This window comes from Pseudooceanicola sp. NS-SX9 (assembly GCF_057380705.1).
Genome location: NZ_CM170818.1, coordinates 1287820 through 1302148, shown reverse-complemented (window position 1 = coordinate 1302148; position 14329 = coordinate 1287820). Strand labels below are relative to the sequence as shown.

Below are 14329 nucleotides of genomic sequence, written 5' to 3'. Positions count from 1 at the left end.
GCGCCCCGGAATGACGCATGTGGAAACCCCCGGGGCATTGCCTGCGGGGGTTTTTCATGGCCGGCGTGGTGCCGCCTCCGGCGGAGGTATTTGGAACAAGAAAATGGAAGGGGTCAGCGCGCGGGGCCGACGGCCTCGGGGGCGATGGCGACGGTCTTCATGATGGCGTGGCAGGGCTGGCCCGGTGCCAGGCCCAGCCGTTCGAGCGAGCGGCGGGTGAGGCGCGCCAGGATCATCCCCGCGGGCGTGTCGAGCGAGACCAGCGCGCCCGGCCCCTCGCCCTGGCGGATCGTGGCGATGGTGCCCGACAGGATGTTCAGCGCCGAGAGCCCCTCGGGGCGGGTGCGCGACAGGATCACGTCCTGGGCGGCGATGCGGATGCGCAGGGTCTGGCCCGGCGGCTGGGGGACACGCGGCAAAAGCAGGCTCTGACCGCCGGCGTCCAGTTCGCTGAGCCCGTCGTCGTGATGGGCAAGGATGCGCGCGGTCAGGATGGCGCCGGCGTCGCGGATGCCCGTGGGGGTGAAGGCCGGATCCGAGAGGAGTTCCGCGGCGGGGCCCGCGCGTTCGACCCGGCCGCCCTTCAGGGCGACGATGGTGGTGGCCAGGCGGGCGACCTCGGTCGCGGAATGGCTGACGTAGAGGATCGGGATCTGCACCTCGTCGCGCAGACGTTCGAAATAGGGCAGGATCTCGGCCTTGCGGGCCTCGTCGAGGGCGGCAAGGGGTTCGTCGGCCAGGATGATCCGGGGCCGGGCCAGCAGCGCGCGGCCGATGCCGACGCGGGCCTTTTCGCCCCCCGACAGCGCACCGGGGCGGCGATCCAGAAGGGCACCGATGCCCAGCATCTCGATCACGCGGGCGGCGTCGGGGCCGGGGCCCTTCGGGGCGAAGAAGCGCCCGTAGCCCAGGTTCTGCCGCACCGTCAGATGCGGGAACAGCCGGGCATCCTGGAAGATGTAGCCCAGCCGCCGCCGGTGCACCGGCACGTTGCGCCGCGCCTGGGTGTCCAGCAGCGTCACGCCGTCGACGCGGATCAGCCCCCGGTCGGGCCTCAGCAGCCCCGAGACCGCGTTGATCACCGTCGTCTTGCCCGAGCCCGAGCGCCCGAACAGCACCGTCAGCCCCGGGGGCGCCTCGAAGGCCACGTCCAGGGCGAAGCCGCCGAAGCCATGTTGCAGCTGCACCGAAAGCGTCATCGGCCCGCCACCCGTTTCGCGATCCGCTGCGCCAGAAGCTCGCTCAGCAGCAGGGCGGTCATGGCGATGGCAACGGAAATGCAGACCAGTCGCAGCGCCGAGCCCTCGGCGCCGGGGATCTGCAGAAAGCTGTAGATGGCCGAGGGCAGCGTCTGGGTCTGGCCGGGAATGTTGGACACGAAGGTGATGGTGGCGCCGAATTCCCCCATCGCCTTGGCGAAGGCCAGGATGGCGCCGGCGATGATGCCCGGCAGGATCATCGGCAGGGTGACGGTGGCAAAGACCCAAGGGCGCGGGGCGCCAAGGGTGCGTGCGGCCTCTTCCAGCTTCGGATCGACGGCCTCGATCGACAGGCGGATGGCGCGGACCATCAGCGGAAAGGCCATGGTACCCGCCGCCAACGCTGCCCCGGTCCAGCGGAAGGCAAAGACGATGCCCAGCTGTTTCAGGACGCTGCCCACCGGCCCCTGCGTGCCCATGGTCAGCAGCAGCAGGTAGCCGGTGACCACGGGCGGCAGGATCAGCGGCAGGTGCACGATCCCGTTCAGCAGCTGGCGCCCCGGAAAGCGCCAGCGGGCCAGGGCATAGGCGCACAGCACCCCCAGAGGCAGGCTGACCAGCGTCGCCAGCGACGACACCTTCAGCGACAGCGCCACCGCCTGCCATTCCTGGGGGCCCAGTCCGCCCATCCCCCGTCAGTCGCCCAGAACCGTAAAGCCCTGCGCCTCGAAGGCATCGGTGGCGGCATCCCCCTGCAGCCAGCCCAGGAAATCATCGTCGAGCGGGTTCTGGCTGGCCGCGACCGAGGCCGCCGGATAGATGATCGGCGGGTGGCTGTCATCGGGGAAGGTGCCGATGATCTTGACGCTCTTGTCGGCCGCCGCATCGGTCGCGTAGACGATGCCATAGGGCGCCTCGCCCGAGGACACAAGCGCCAGCGCCGCGCGCACGTTGTCGGCCTGCGCCACCTGATCCTTGACGCTGTCCCAGACCCCCAGGGCCTCAAGCGAGGCCTTGCCGTAGACGCCCGCGGGCACCGAATCCACCAACGCCATCGCCAGGTGCCCGTCCGCCCCCAGCATCCCCTTCAGGTCGAAATTCGGCGCGATGTCGACATCCTTGGCATCCGCCTTCGCGGTCACCAGCACGATCTCGTTGGCCAGCAGGTCGTAGCGGCTGTCGGAATTGATCTGGCCCGCCTTCTCCAGCGTGTCCATCCAGTCCTCGTTGGCCGAGATGAAGATATCCGCCGGGGCGCCCTGCTGGATCTGCCGCGCCAGCGCCGAAGAGCCCGCCAGCGACACATGCAGCGTATTGCCGGTCTCGGCCTTGTACTGGGTGGCGATCTCGTCCATCGCGTTCTTCAGGCTGGCCGCGGCAAAGACCGTCAGCTCGCCCGCCTGCGCCGCGGTGCCCGCCAGCGCCAGCAGCGCCGCCGCGCCGATCCCCTGCCACGTCCGTGTCACGACACTCATCTTTCCACTCCCGGAATCGATATGTTTACTCGGGCATATCGCAGGCTGTCTTCCCGGGGCAAGCCTCAATCCTCAGAGGAAGACGCCAGCATGGCCTGCATGGCCGCAAGCTGCGCAGCCCCTGCGCTGCGCGCCGCCTCCTCCAGCCCCCGGTAGGCGGCCAGCAGCGCCTGCCCGGCCTCCGTCACCTGCGCCCCGCCGCCCTTCGCCCCGCCCCGGACCGAGGTCACGACCGGCGCCGCAAACATCGCGTTCATCCGCTCGACCAGCTGCCAGGCGCGCTTGTAGCTCATACCCATCTCGCGCCCCGCCGCCGCGATCGAACCCGTCCGCCCGATGCGCTCCAGCAGCTCTGCCTTGCCGGGCCCCATCATCCGCCCGCCGGGGCCAAAGACCACCCGCAGCCGCAGCCCGGTATCGTGTTGGTCACTGTCCATGCGCCCGCCTTGCCCGCCGCCATCTGCCCGGCCCAGCCCGGTTCTTCATCATCTGGCCGGAAATACTCCGGGGGAGGCGCGGCGCAGCCGCGACGGGGGCAGAGCCCCCCGCCACCGCCCGATCCGCAGGCACCAACCGCATCCTCACATCTGTACCGAGGGGGTCGAGCGCATGATCTCGCGCTCCTCCTCGGTCATCTCCGCCTCGATCGCCTCGAAAAGCGGCGTTGACAGATAGCGCTCGCCCGTATCCGGCAGCATCGCCAGGATCACCGATCCCTTCGCCGCCTTGCCGGCCAGCTTCATCGCCACCGCCAGCGTCGCCCCGCCCGAGATGCCGCACAGGATGCCCTCGCGCGCCGCCAGCCGGCGGGCCCAGTCCATGCCTTCCGCCCCGGTCACCGGGATCACCGCATCGGGCGGCGTGTGGTCCAGCCCGTCCTGCAGCACCGCCGGAATGAAATCCGGCGTCCAGCCCTGGATCGGATGCGCCTGCGCCCGCGGATGACTGACCGAAGCCGAGCCATCGGCATTCCTGGGCTGCACCTCGCCCGAGGCGACCAGCGGCACGTTCTCAGGCTCGGCCAGATAGATCTTCACCTCGGGACGGGCGCGGCGCAGCACCCGCGAAATGCCGGTGAAGGTGCCGCCCGTGCCATATCCCGTCACGACCGCATCCAGCCTCTGGCCCGCGAAATCGGCCAGGATCTCGGGCCCGGTGGTGGCCTCGTGGATGGCGGCATTGGCCTCGGTCTCGAACTGGCGGGCGAAGAACCAGCCATGGGCCTGCGCCAGCTCCTGCGCCTTCTTCACCATGCCCGATCCCTTTTCCGCCTTCGGCGTCAGGATCACCTTGGCCCCCAGCATCCGCATCAGGCGGCGGCGCTCGACCGAGAAGGTCTCGACCATGGTGATGACCAGCGGGTAGCCGCGCGCGGCGCAGACCATCGCCAGCCCGATGCCGGTGTTGCCCGAGGTCGCCTCGACCACGGTCTGCCCGGGCTTCAGCGCGCCCGAGCGTTCGGCCTGTTCGATGATCGACAGCGCCAGCCGGTCCTTGACCGAGGCGGCGGGATTGAAGGCCTCGACCTTGACGCAGACGGTGACACCCGGCGGCGAGAGGTTCCCGAGGCGGATCACCGGCGTGTCGCCCACCGTCTCGGTGACGCTGTCATAGAGCCTGCCCCGGCCCGAGGTCGAAAAACCATCCGTCATCTTACCCTCCGTCGCGGTCACCCACGCGGGGGCGCGCGGTGCCATCGGCGCGCATGATGGCGCAAACGCCGCGGCAATGCACGCCCCGGCAGGTCACAGGCCCGCCGGGGTGTTGCACGGCTTCCTCAGGCGGCGGCGCAGCCCGCCAGCGCGGCGGTATCGTCGAGGATCACCGAGACCGGCACATGGGCCGCAGTATCCAGCGCCAGCGGTGCGGCATAGGCGTCGCGGAAAGCCTCGGCGCCGCCGCCCAGCAGCACGGCCCGTGCCACCCCGCCCGAGAACAACAGCCCCCGCCCCGGCAGGAAGCCCAGCGTCAGATCCTGCGCCAGCAGCGCCATCAGCCCGGCGTAAAAGGCCATGAACTCCAGCACGCGGGGGTCCTTTTCGGCCATCAGTTCGGCCGGTTTGCGGGCCTCACCGGTGGCCAGGCGGAACATCTTCTCGAAGCCGCGGCCCGAGAAGACATGCTCGATCGAGTCGTAGCCGTGATCGGTGGTGCCGAGGCGATCTTCGATCGCGGCGCGGATCCGCCAGGAGATCTGCACATGGCCCTGCTCGGCCTTGGGGACCACCGGACCATGCGGCGTCAGCACCACGGGCGAGACGTTGAAGCCAGTGCCGATGCCCGCCACCAACGCCTGATGGCCGCGCGGTGCAAAGCCTTCGGTGATCGTCTTGATGCCGCCCTGCCCCAGCGAGGGCACCGAATAGCCGAGCGCCTCGAGGTCGTTGATCAGCTTGGCGGTGACGCCGAATTTCGCGCCGAGCGCCAGCGTGTCGAAATGCCAGTCGCGGTTGGTCAGCCGCGCCCGGGTTTCGTTCACCGGGCCCGCGACGGCGACGCACATGCTTTGCAGGCTTTCGGGGGCCGCGTCGCGGACGTAGATCTCGGCCACCTCATCGAAGGTGGGGAAATCGTCGTTGCGGAACGACCGGATCGTCTCGGGCAGGACAACCGCCCCTTCGGCGAGTGCGAAGCGCACGTTGGTGCCGCCCACATCAGCTACCAGTTTCATGACCAATGCCTTGCTGTTTCGAAACTCGGACCGAGCCTTAAACAATGTTAGCGGTAAAACCAATGGCGCTTGGTGCGGCAGCGGGAAAATGCGCCGCTGCATCCCGGGGGCCCGCCTGCAAAGGGCGCAGGGGGCGCTGCCCCCATCGCGCGTTCCGCGCGATTCCCCCGGAGTATTTATGGCCAGATGACGGGGAACAGGGCCCGCGCGGGGCCCTGTCCGAAGCGCCTCAGTTCAGCCGTTCGCCGGTCTGGGGGGCGAAGTAGGAGACCTTGGCCAGGTCGAAGGCCAGGTTCAGCGGCTGGCCGGCGCGGGCCGAGGTTTCGGCATGCAGCCGCGCCGTCACCGCCTTGCCGCCCAGTTCCGAGACCACGTAGGTGTCAGCGCCGGCGGGTTCGACCATGTCGACCATGCAGCTGGCCTCCTGGACCTGGGCACCGGCGCGGAAGCCTGCTTCGGCGATGTCTTCGGGGCGCAGGCCCATGATGACATCGGAGGGCAGGTCGAGCTGGCGCGGATCCGCGAGGATCAGCGGCGCGGCGCCCGCACGGGCGATCTCGATCCGGTGGGTTCCGCCGTCGCGGCTGACGCGGGCGGGGATCAGGTTCATCGCCGGAGAGCCCATGAAATCGGCCACGAAGAGGTTGGCGGGGTGGTTGTAGATTTCCGCCGGGGTGCCGATCTGCTGGATCACCCCGCCCTTCATCACGACGATCTTGGTGGCCAGCGTCATCGCCTCGATCTGGTCATGGGTGACGTAGACGATCGAGGCGTTCAGGGTCTGGTGCAGCTTCTTGATCTCGGTCCGCATTTCGACGCGCAGCTTGGCGTCGAGGTTCGACAGCGGCTCGTCGAAGAGGAAGAGCGCAGGCTCGCGCACCAGGGCGCGGCCCATGGCGACGCGCTGACGCTGGCCCCCCGAGAGCTGCCCGGGCTTGCGGTTCAGCAGGTGGTCGATCTGCAGCAGCTCGGCCACCTCCTTGAGCTTGGCCTGCTGTTTCGCCTGGTCGACGCCGCGCACCTTCATGCCGAAGGTGATGTTCTTGGCGACCGACATGGTGGGATACAAAGCGTAGCTTTGGAAGACCATGGCGATGTTGCGGTCCTTGGGGCTGACATGGGTCATGTCCTGCCCCGCGATCTGCAGGCTGCCGCCGGTGATCGGCTCCAGCCCGGCGATGCAGTTCAGCAGGGTGGACTTGCCGCAGCCCGAAGGGCCGACCAGGACCAGGAAATCGCCGGGCTCGATCGCCACGTTGATGTCCTTGAGGATGTCCACCGGGCCGTAGGATTTGCGCAGGTGCTTGATATCGAGAATGGGTGCCATGTTCTTACCCCTTCACAGAGCCGGCGGTCAGGCCGCGGATGAAATACTTGCCGGCGACGATGTAGACCAGCAGCGTGGGAAGGGCCGCGATGATCGCCGAGGCCATGTCCACGTTGTAGGCCTTTACGCCGGTGGTGGAGTTGACGATGTTGTTGAGCGCGACGGTCACCGGCTGGGTGCCGGGCCCCGAGAAGCTGACGCCGAACAGGAAGTCGTTCCAGATCTGCGTGAATTGCCAGATGACCGAGACGACGATGATCGGCAGCGACAGCGGCAGGAAGATCGACCAGAAGATGCGGAAGAAGCCGGCCCCGTCGATCTTGGCGGCGCGCACCAGTTCCATCGGGATCGTCACGTAGTAGTTGCGGAAGAACAGCGTGGTGAAGCCCAGCCCGTAGATCGTGTGGACCAGGATCAGCCCCGGGATGGTGCCCGCCAGGTGGAAGATCCCCAGCATCTTGGCCATCGGCAGCAGCACCACCTGGAAGGGGATGAAGCAGCCGAACAGCAGCATCGCGAAGAAGATGTTCGCGCCGCGGAAACGCCACTGGGCGAAGACATAGCCGTTGAGCGCCCCGATGATGGTCGAGATCAGCACCCCCGGCACCGCGATGATGACCGAGTTCCACATGTAGGGCCTCAGGCCTTCGCATTGGGTGCCGGTGCAGGCCTCGGACCAGGCGATGCGCCAGGGTTCGAAGGTGACTTCGCGGGGCAGTGCCACCAGGCTTCCGGTGCGGATTTCATCCAGCGATTTCAGCGAGGTGGTGACCATCACGAACAGCGGCATCAGATACCACAGCGCGAACAGGATCAGCATCGCGTAAAGGCCCGCGCGCAGCGCGATCCGGCCATAGCGCGCCGAGGTCGAGCGCCGTCCGGCCAGCGGGGAAACGTAGGTTGCGTCAGTCATGTTTCGCCCTCAGTTCCGAATAGAGGTAGGGCACGACGATGGCGAAGACGACGGCCATCATGATCATCGCCGAAGACGCCGCCTGGCCCAGGTTGCCGCGCGAAAACGCCATGGCGTACATGTAGGTGGCCGGCAGGTCGGTGGCATAGCCCGGACCGCCCCCGGTCAGCGCCACGACCAGGTCGAAGCTCTTGATGGCGAGGTGCGACAGCACGATGAAGGCCGACAGGAAGATGGGCGCCATCGAGGGGATGATGATCGCGGTGTAGATCCGCCAGTTGGGGATGCCGTCGACCTGGGCGGCCTTGATGATCTCGCCATCGACAGACCGCAGACCGGCCAGGAACAGCGCCATCACGAAGCCCGAGCTTTGCCAGACGCCCGCCAGCACGATCGTGTAGATCGCCATGTCGGGGTTCACCAGCCAGTCGAAGCGGAAGCCGGCAAAGCCCCAGCCCTTGACCATGGCCTCGATGCCGTGCTGCGGGTTCAGGATCCATTTCCACGCCGTGCCGGTGACGATCATCGAAAGCGCCATCGGATAGAGGTAGATCGTGCGGATCACCCCTTCGGTGCGGATCTTCTGATCCAGGAAGATCGCCAGCATCAGCCCCAGCACCATCGAGATCACGATGAAGAGGCCGCCGAAGATATAAAGGTTGTTCATCGCCGTATCCCACCGCGGGGTGGCGAACAGCTTGTGGTACTGGCCGACACCGTCGAAGGTGTAGTTCGGCATCAGCCTGGATTTCGTCAGAGAGATCCACGCCGTCCAGCCGATGAAGCCGTAGACGAAGATCAGGACGGCCACGAAGGTCGGTGCCAGGACCACCTTCGGGACCCACCTTTCCAGCAGGTTGGACATCGATTGCTCCCGGAAAAAGAAGACGCGCGGCCGGGTGTGACCGCGCGTCGGGTCAAGGGGCTCACATCGCGTTGGCGACGGCTTCCTTCAGTTGCTTGACGGCCTCGTCCGAGGACATGTCCGAGTTGAAATGCGCGGTCACCACATCGACGATCGCACCGGCCGGTTCCCCGCGCAGGGCCATGCCATGCGCCATGCTGGGCAGCAGCGAGCCATCGGCGCCATCGGCCTTCATGTCGGCGGCGGACTTGTGGGCACATTCATCGAACTTGTCGAGCGACACATCGGTGCGCACCGGGATCGAGCCCTTGTTCAGGTTGAACGTCTCCTGGAACGAGGGGCCGACGATCAGCTCGGCCAGCAGCTTCTGACCGGCCACCTTGTCGGCATCGTCGCCGACGTCGAACATGGCAAAGCTGTCGACGTTGTAGAGGAAGCCGTGGCCCGGCGTCGGGGCGCAGGTGAAATCGACGCCCGGCACCTTGCCTGCGGCCAGGAATTCACCCTTCGCCCAGTCGCCCATGATCTGGAAGGCGGCCTCGCCGTTCATGACCATGGCGGTCGCCAGGTTCCAGTCCCGCCCCGGATAGTTCTCGTCCACGAAACCGTGGAGGATGCGCATCTCGTCGAAGACCTTCTTCATCGTGTCCGAGCCGAGCGCGTCCATGTCCAGATCGACCAGCGCCTTCTGGTAGAAATCGGGGCCGCCGATGCCCAGCACGACGGTCTCGAAGATCGTGGCGTCCTGCCAGTTCTGGCCGCCATGGGCCAGCGGGGTGATGCCCTTGGCTTTCAGCTTTTCGGCGGCGGCGTTGAATTCATCCCAGGTGGCGGGCATCGCGATGCCGTTCTCGTCCAGGATCTTCTTGTTTCCCCAGATCCAGTTGACGCGGTGCACGTTCACCGGCGCCGCGCACCAGTGGCCGTCGCATTTCATATGCGCGGCGATCTGGGCGGGCAGCACGTCGGCCCAGTGCTGTTCCTCGGCCACGTCGGAAATGTCGGCCAGAACGCCCTCTTCGTACCATTCCTGGATCGCCGGGCCCTTCAGCTGCACGGCGGTCGGCGGGTTGCCCGACAGAACGCGCGCCCGCAGCGCCGTCATCGCCGCGTCGCCGCCGCCGCCCGCCACGGGCATGTCGGTCCAGGTGCCGCCGCGTTCCTTGAATTCGTCCTGCAGGACGGCCACCGACTTGGCCTCGCCACCGCTGGTCCACCAGTGCAGGACCTCCGCCTTGGGCTCGGCCAGCGCCGGCAGCGCAAGCAGGGCCAATGCGGTCGAGGCCGCGAAAACATGTCTAACGGTCATGCAAAATCCTCCCGAGATTTCGACCGCCCTGCCCCTGTCTCCGGAGGGGCGGGCGGCTGCTCCGGCATATTCACAATTCCGGCACCCGGCTGGCAACTGCCGTGATCGACCCCCGCCACAGTTTTTCCCGCCCCCTGTTACACGTTGTTACGTCAAGAATATCGCCGCATCGCGGCGTTATCGCTATCCCTACCACAGTTCAGGTTTTCGCCCTCAAAGCCCCCTGTGTGGATGGCTCTCGCATAGCAAGTCGCAAATGATCTCGTGTACCTTTTCAGAAGCGGTCTTGTGTCCGGCCTGTTTGCGCGGTTCACGCCGCTGGCCCTCCCTCCCTCACATGTAAACATGCCCTGCCGGGCAGCGGATGGGATCCACAGATCAGGTTCCTATCTGCTTTGCGGGCAATTGCGCCCGGGACATTCGCCGGAGCGTCCTGATCGTTGCGGCTGAAGGGTACACCATCACATCGTCGGCCTTGCCCCGTTGCACGTAGGGTTTGACGTACATCGGCGGCATCAGCCGGACAGTATGACCGAGCGTCATAAGCGCGCGGCCCCAGTGGTGGCTCGATGTGCAGGCTTCGATGCCGATGCGGCAGGGCAACAGCCCCTCGAAGAACGCCAGCACCTGCGCCCGGCGCAAAGGCCGGTTGAAGGCGGCCTCTCCGGTATCGGTAACGCCGTGGACGTGGAAGATGTTCTTGGCCAACCTCCCGGCGATTGCTGCGCATTCACCTGCCGGTCAGCGGATCAAGGCCGACAGTGGTAACCTGCATGGGGTGGCTCCTCTCAATCGCAGTTGCGGGCACCAGCACTATGGCGCATCGCGACACCGGGAGCGGGAGCCATCCCCCATCTGCTTTCGTTGTTGCAACGCCCCCCGCTTCCGGCCTCTCGCTTCCCGATTGCCGCCCCCAGCCCGCGCCGTTAAACTGATAAAAGGGAGAGCGTTTTCAGGGAGAGCCCATGACCATCGCGCGCCTTCTGGTCGTGGATGACGATGCCGAGATGCGGGACATGCTGACGGACTTCCTGCGCCGCTCGGGCTTTTTCGTGCTGCCCGCCGCCAGCCGCGACGAGATCGAGGCCCACCTGACCCAGGGCCGCATCGACCTGATCCTGCTGGACGTGATGCTGGGCGACGAAAGCGGGGTCGAGATCTGCGGCGCCCTGCGGCGCGATCACGACATGCCGATCATCCTGGTCTCGGCGCTGTCGGCCGATCACCAGCGCATGGCGGGCTACGAGATGGGCGCCGACGACTACATCGCCAAGCCCTTCAACCCGGCGCTGCTGCTGGCGCGGGTGCGCGCGGTGCTGAACCGGGCGCGGCGCACCCCCTCGCTGGCCTATCGCCGCCGCAGCGAGGCCTACCGCTTTGCCGGCTGGCACTATGACGGCAAGAAGAACGAGGCCCGCTCTCCCCAGGGGTTCCAGGTGGCGTTGTCGCGGCGCGAGACCGAGCTGCTGAAGGTACTGCTGGCCAATCCGCACATCCCCCTGACCCGGGACGAGATCGCCGCCGCCCTCGACATGGGCGATGAATCCGAGGCCTCGGGGCGCGCGATCGACGTGCTGGTGGGGCGCCTGCGCACCAAGATCGAACGCAATCCCCGCGACCCCGAGATCCTGAAGACGCTGCGCGGCACCGGCTACGTGTTGTCGGCGGATGTCACCGTCGAACAGGCCTGAGCGATGCGCGGGCCGATCAGCCTGCGCCGGCTCGGCACGTTGTGGATGGTGCTGGCCTTCCTGACGGGGCTTCTGGGCACGGCCATGTGGATGGGCTCGCGCGCGGCCTGGCAGGCCTACCTGGACCAGGCCTACGTAGCAGGGGTGACGCTCTATGACAGCCTGACCCGCGGCACCCTGCCCCCGGCGGGCGTGCGCGTGACACCGGTTCCCTTCGAGGGCCAGCAGGCGGTCAGCCAGGGCGATTTCGCCGCCCTGTCCGGGCTGCCGACGCCCGCCTACGTGACCCAGGCCTCGATCCACGACACGCTGGCCGACACCTTCGGCGGGCGGATGATCCGGCTTGCCATCGTCTCGGACGGGCTGCGCTACGAGGTGGCGCGGATCGAAAGCGGCCAGGCCCGCACGGCACCGGAAAAGCTGGGCGCGGTGACGCGGCTGCTGGCCACCTACTGCTCGCGGCCGATCGTCTTTGCCCAGGTGGGCGACCAGCCCTGGCTGCGCGTCGACGGCCGCCCGGTCTGGGGCTGCGCGGCGGCCCCCCGCGACCTGCGGCTGCCGGCGATCCTGGTGGTGCTGCTGTCGCTGGCGGCCATCTGGACCAAGATCGGCGCCAGCACCGCGCGCTTCACCGCCTTCGCCGAGGCGCTGAAATCACGCCGCCGCCTCGGGGGCCCGGCCTCGTACCGGGTCGAGGGCCCGGCCGAACTGCATGCCATCGTCGATGCGCTGAACGCCTATCTGGAGGCCGAGCGCGCCCAGCTTGCGCGCCGCGCCACGGTGCTGTCGGGGGTGTCGCATGATCTGGGCACCCCCGCCACCCGCCTGCGCCTGCGCACCGCACTGATCGAGGACGACGCCCTGCGGGACAAGTTCGACCACGACATCGACCGCATGACCGGCATGATCGAGGGCGTGCTGACCTATACGCGCTCGGAACTCTCGGACGAGGCACCGCGGCAGATTTCCCTGTCGTCGCTACTGGAGGCGATCGTGGCGGATTACCAGGACACCGGCCGCCCGGTCGATTTCCCCGCCCGCCCCGCGATCCCGGCCGAGGCCGCGCCCTCGCTTTTCGCAACCCGGCGCGGCACCACGCCCCTGCCGGACACCAGCCCCGTCCTGGTCATCGCCCGCCCCATCGCCCTGCAGCGCGCCATCGAAAACCTGATCGACAATGCGCTGAAATACGGCCGCCACGCGACGGTGGAACTGCAGTCGACCTCGGAAACCGCCTGTATCGTGATCGAGGATGCGGGCTCGGACCACCGTGCCGCCCAGATCGAAACCCTACGCGAACCCTTCCGCCGCGGCGGCAATGTCGGCCAGGTGCAGGGCTTTGGCCTGGGCCTGACCATCGTAACGGCGGTGGCGGAACAGCATGGCGGCAGCCTGAGCTTTGCCGACGGGCGCCAGGGCATCCGGGCGCAGCTGCAGATCAGCCGACAGTGACGGGATCGGGCGCTGATGCGCCCGACGCTCCGCGGGAGGTATTTAGGAACAAGAAAATGAACAGGGTCGGTTCTTCATCATCTGACCCCAAATACTCCCGCCGGAGGCGGCCCGACGCGGATCAGGGGCGCGGCGGCAGTTCGGCGCGCACCAGTGCAACCATGCTTTCCGCGATCACCGCGATCAGCCCGTCGTCGAAATCGTAGAACGGGCTGTGCACCATTGGACAGTCCCTGCCCTCGCGCGCCATGCCGAAGAAGATGTAGGCGCCGGGGCGGGCGTTCAGCATGTAGGCGAAATCCTCGGCGGCGAGGATCGGGGGCATGTCCGTGAAGGTCACGGGCGCGGCGCCCTCCAGTACGGCGCGGGCGGCGGCGGCAGCGGCAGGATCGTTGCTCAGCGGCGGGTAGCCCCGGATCCATTCGACCTCGGCCTCGATTTCTCGGGCCTCGGCATGGGTGCGGGTGATGCGCCGGATGCCGGCCTCGAGGAAGGCGCGATCTTCGGGATGCAGGCATCGGACGGTACCGCTCATCCAGCCGTCGCCGGCGATGACGTTATGGGCAGTGCCGACATGGATCTGCGTGACCGAGACGACAGCTGCGTGCAGCGGATCAAGGCCGCGCGCAACAAGCCCTTGCAGCGCCACGGTGATTTCCGAAACCAGCAGGGCGCAGTCGCGGGTCATGTGTGGCGTGGCGGCATGTCCGCCCTTGCCGGTGAAGCGCAGGATGAAGCCGTCGGCCGACGCCATCTGCGGCCCGGGCCGGGTGCTGGCCGTTCCGAAGGGCAAACGCGGCTCATTGTGGAAACCGAAGATGCGGTCACAGGGGAAGCGCTCGAACAGGCCCTCTTCGACCATCTTCCGGCCACCGGCGAGACCTTCCTCGGCAGGCTGGAAAATCACCCGCAGCGTGCCCGAGAAGCCACCCTGTTCGGCCAGGGTTTCCGCGGTGGCCAGCAACGAGACCGTATGGCCGTCATGGCCGCAGCCATGGAACACCCCCGGCGTCTTCGAGGCATGCGGCAGGTTGGTCTGTTCGTCCATCGGCAGCGCATCCATGTCGGCGCGCAGCCCGATCACCGGGCCCTCGCCGCACGTCAGCGTGCCGACCACGCCCGTGCCCGCAAGGCCCGTGGCGACCTCGAAGCCCGCGGCGCGCAGGCGCTCGGCCACGAGGGCTGCGGTGCGGTGCTCTTCGAAACCGATCTCGGGGTGGGCATGGATGTCGCGGCGCAGCGTCGCATAGGCATCCTGGCGGGCGGCCAGGATCTGGGAGATCTGGGACATGGGAGGTCTTTCGCTTCGGGAACGGGTCGGGCGGCGGCTGGACCCTTTTGGCGGGGACCCTCGCCCATGGGGGCGGTCTTGGCAAGGGCGGCCGGGTCTGTGCGACGCGCGCGGGCGGGCCTGCCGTTTTTCAGCC

Annotated in this window: 13 protein-coding genes and 1 pseudogene; 2 read left to right on the top strand and 12 right to left on the bottom strand. The window is 67.6% G+C overall.

Annotated elements, in window-relative coordinates:
- Nucleotides 1–113: 113 nt before the first annotated feature.
- The 11 genes and pseudogenes from modC to AC2ITM_RS06150 all read right to left on the bottom strand — a co-directional run.
- Entirely contained in the window at nucleotides 114–1199 is a 1086-nt protein-coding gene (gene modC, locus AC2ITM_RS06200; protein WP_486468953.1) for a molybdenum ABC transporter ATP-binding protein, read from the bottom strand.
- Nucleotides 1196–1888, bottom strand: a complete 693-nt coding sequence (gene modB / locus AC2ITM_RS06195) for a molybdate ABC transporter permease subunit (protein ID WP_486468952.1) — start codon at nucleotides 1886–1888, stop codon at nucleotides 1196–1198. The genes modC and modB overlap by 4 nt, the downstream gene beginning before the upstream one ends.
- Nucleotides 1889–1894: 6 nt before the next feature.
- Nucleotides 1895–2674 carry a molybdate ABC transporter substrate-binding protein gene (gene modA, locus AC2ITM_RS06190; protein WP_486468951.1) on the bottom strand — a complete coding sequence of 260 codons (780 nt, stop codon included), beginning with the start codon at nucleotides 2672–2674 and terminating at the stop codon, nucleotides 1895–1897.
- Nucleotides 2675–2739: 65 nt separating this feature from the next.
- Nucleotides 2740–3111, bottom strand: coding sequence for a winged helix-turn-helix domain-containing protein (locus AC2ITM_RS06185; protein ID WP_486468950.1), 372 nt, complete (start codon nucleotides 3109–3111; stop codon nucleotides 2740–2742).
- A 144-nt stretch (nucleotides 3112–3255) separates the two neighbouring features.
- A complete protein-coding gene (cysK, locus tag AC2ITM_RS06180; RefSeq protein ID WP_486468949.1) occupies nucleotides 3256–4326 on the bottom strand; it encodes a cysteine synthase A in 1071 nt (356 codons plus the stop codon).
- A gap of 125 nt (nucleotides 4327–4451) precedes the next feature.
- Entirely contained in the window at nucleotides 4452–5345 is an 894-nt protein-coding gene (locus tag AC2ITM_RS06175; protein WP_486468948.1) for a glucokinase, read from the bottom strand.
- Nucleotides 5346–5574: 229 nt separating this feature from the next.
- Nucleotides 5575–6672: an ABC transporter ATP-binding protein gene (locus AC2ITM_RS06170; RefSeq protein WP_486468947.1), complete on the bottom strand. Its 1098-nt coding sequence runs from the start codon at nucleotides 6670–6672 to the stop codon at nucleotides 5575–5577.
- 4 nt (nucleotides 6673–6676) lie between these two features.
- Nucleotides 6677–7585: a carbohydrate ABC transporter permease gene (locus AC2ITM_RS06165; protein WP_486468946.1), complete on the bottom strand. Its 909-nt coding sequence runs from the start codon at nucleotides 7583–7585 to the stop codon at nucleotides 6677–6679.
- Entirely contained in the window at nucleotides 7578–8450 is an 873-nt protein-coding gene (locus AC2ITM_RS06160) for a carbohydrate ABC transporter permease (protein ID WP_486468945.1), read from the bottom strand. Before AC2ITM_RS06160 ends, AC2ITM_RS06165 begins: the two co-directional genes overlap by 8 nt.
- A gap of 61 nt (nucleotides 8451–8511) precedes the next feature.
- Nucleotides 8512–9759, bottom strand: coding sequence for an ABC transporter substrate-binding protein (locus AC2ITM_RS06155; RefSeq protein ID WP_486468944.1), 1248 nt, complete (start codon nucleotides 9757–9759; stop codon nucleotides 8512–8514).
- A gap of 423 nt (nucleotides 9760–10182) precedes the next feature.
- Nucleotides 10183–10479, bottom strand: a pseudogene (locus AC2ITM_RS06150) (IS110 family transposase); the annotation flags it as partial.
- A gap of 245 nt (nucleotides 10480–10724) precedes the next feature.
- On the opposite strand from AC2ITM_RS06150, the gene AC2ITM_RS06145 reads away from it, so the two are divergent.
- The gene (locus AC2ITM_RS06145; protein ID WP_486468943.1) at nucleotides 10725–11450 is read left to right on the top strand and encodes a response regulator transcription factor; all 726 of its coding nucleotides are present in this window, start codon (nucleotides 10725–10727) and stop codon (nucleotides 11448–11450) included.
- Between the two features lie 3 nt (nucleotides 11451–11453).
- Nucleotides 11454–12902 (top strand): sensor histidine kinase, encoded by a 1449-nt coding sequence (locus AC2ITM_RS06140; RefSeq protein WP_486468942.1) that lies wholly within the window; start codon nucleotides 11454–11456, stop codon nucleotides 12900–12902.
- A gap of 121 nt (nucleotides 12903–13023) precedes the next feature.
- Here the strand turns inward: AC2ITM_RS06140 and AC2ITM_RS06135 are convergent, their stop codons facing one another.
- Nucleotides 13024–14193: an amidohydrolase gene (locus AC2ITM_RS06135; RefSeq protein WP_486468941.1), complete on the bottom strand. Its 1170-nt coding sequence runs from the start codon at nucleotides 14191–14193 to the stop codon at nucleotides 13024–13026.
- Nucleotides 14194–14329: the final 136 nt, after the last annotated feature.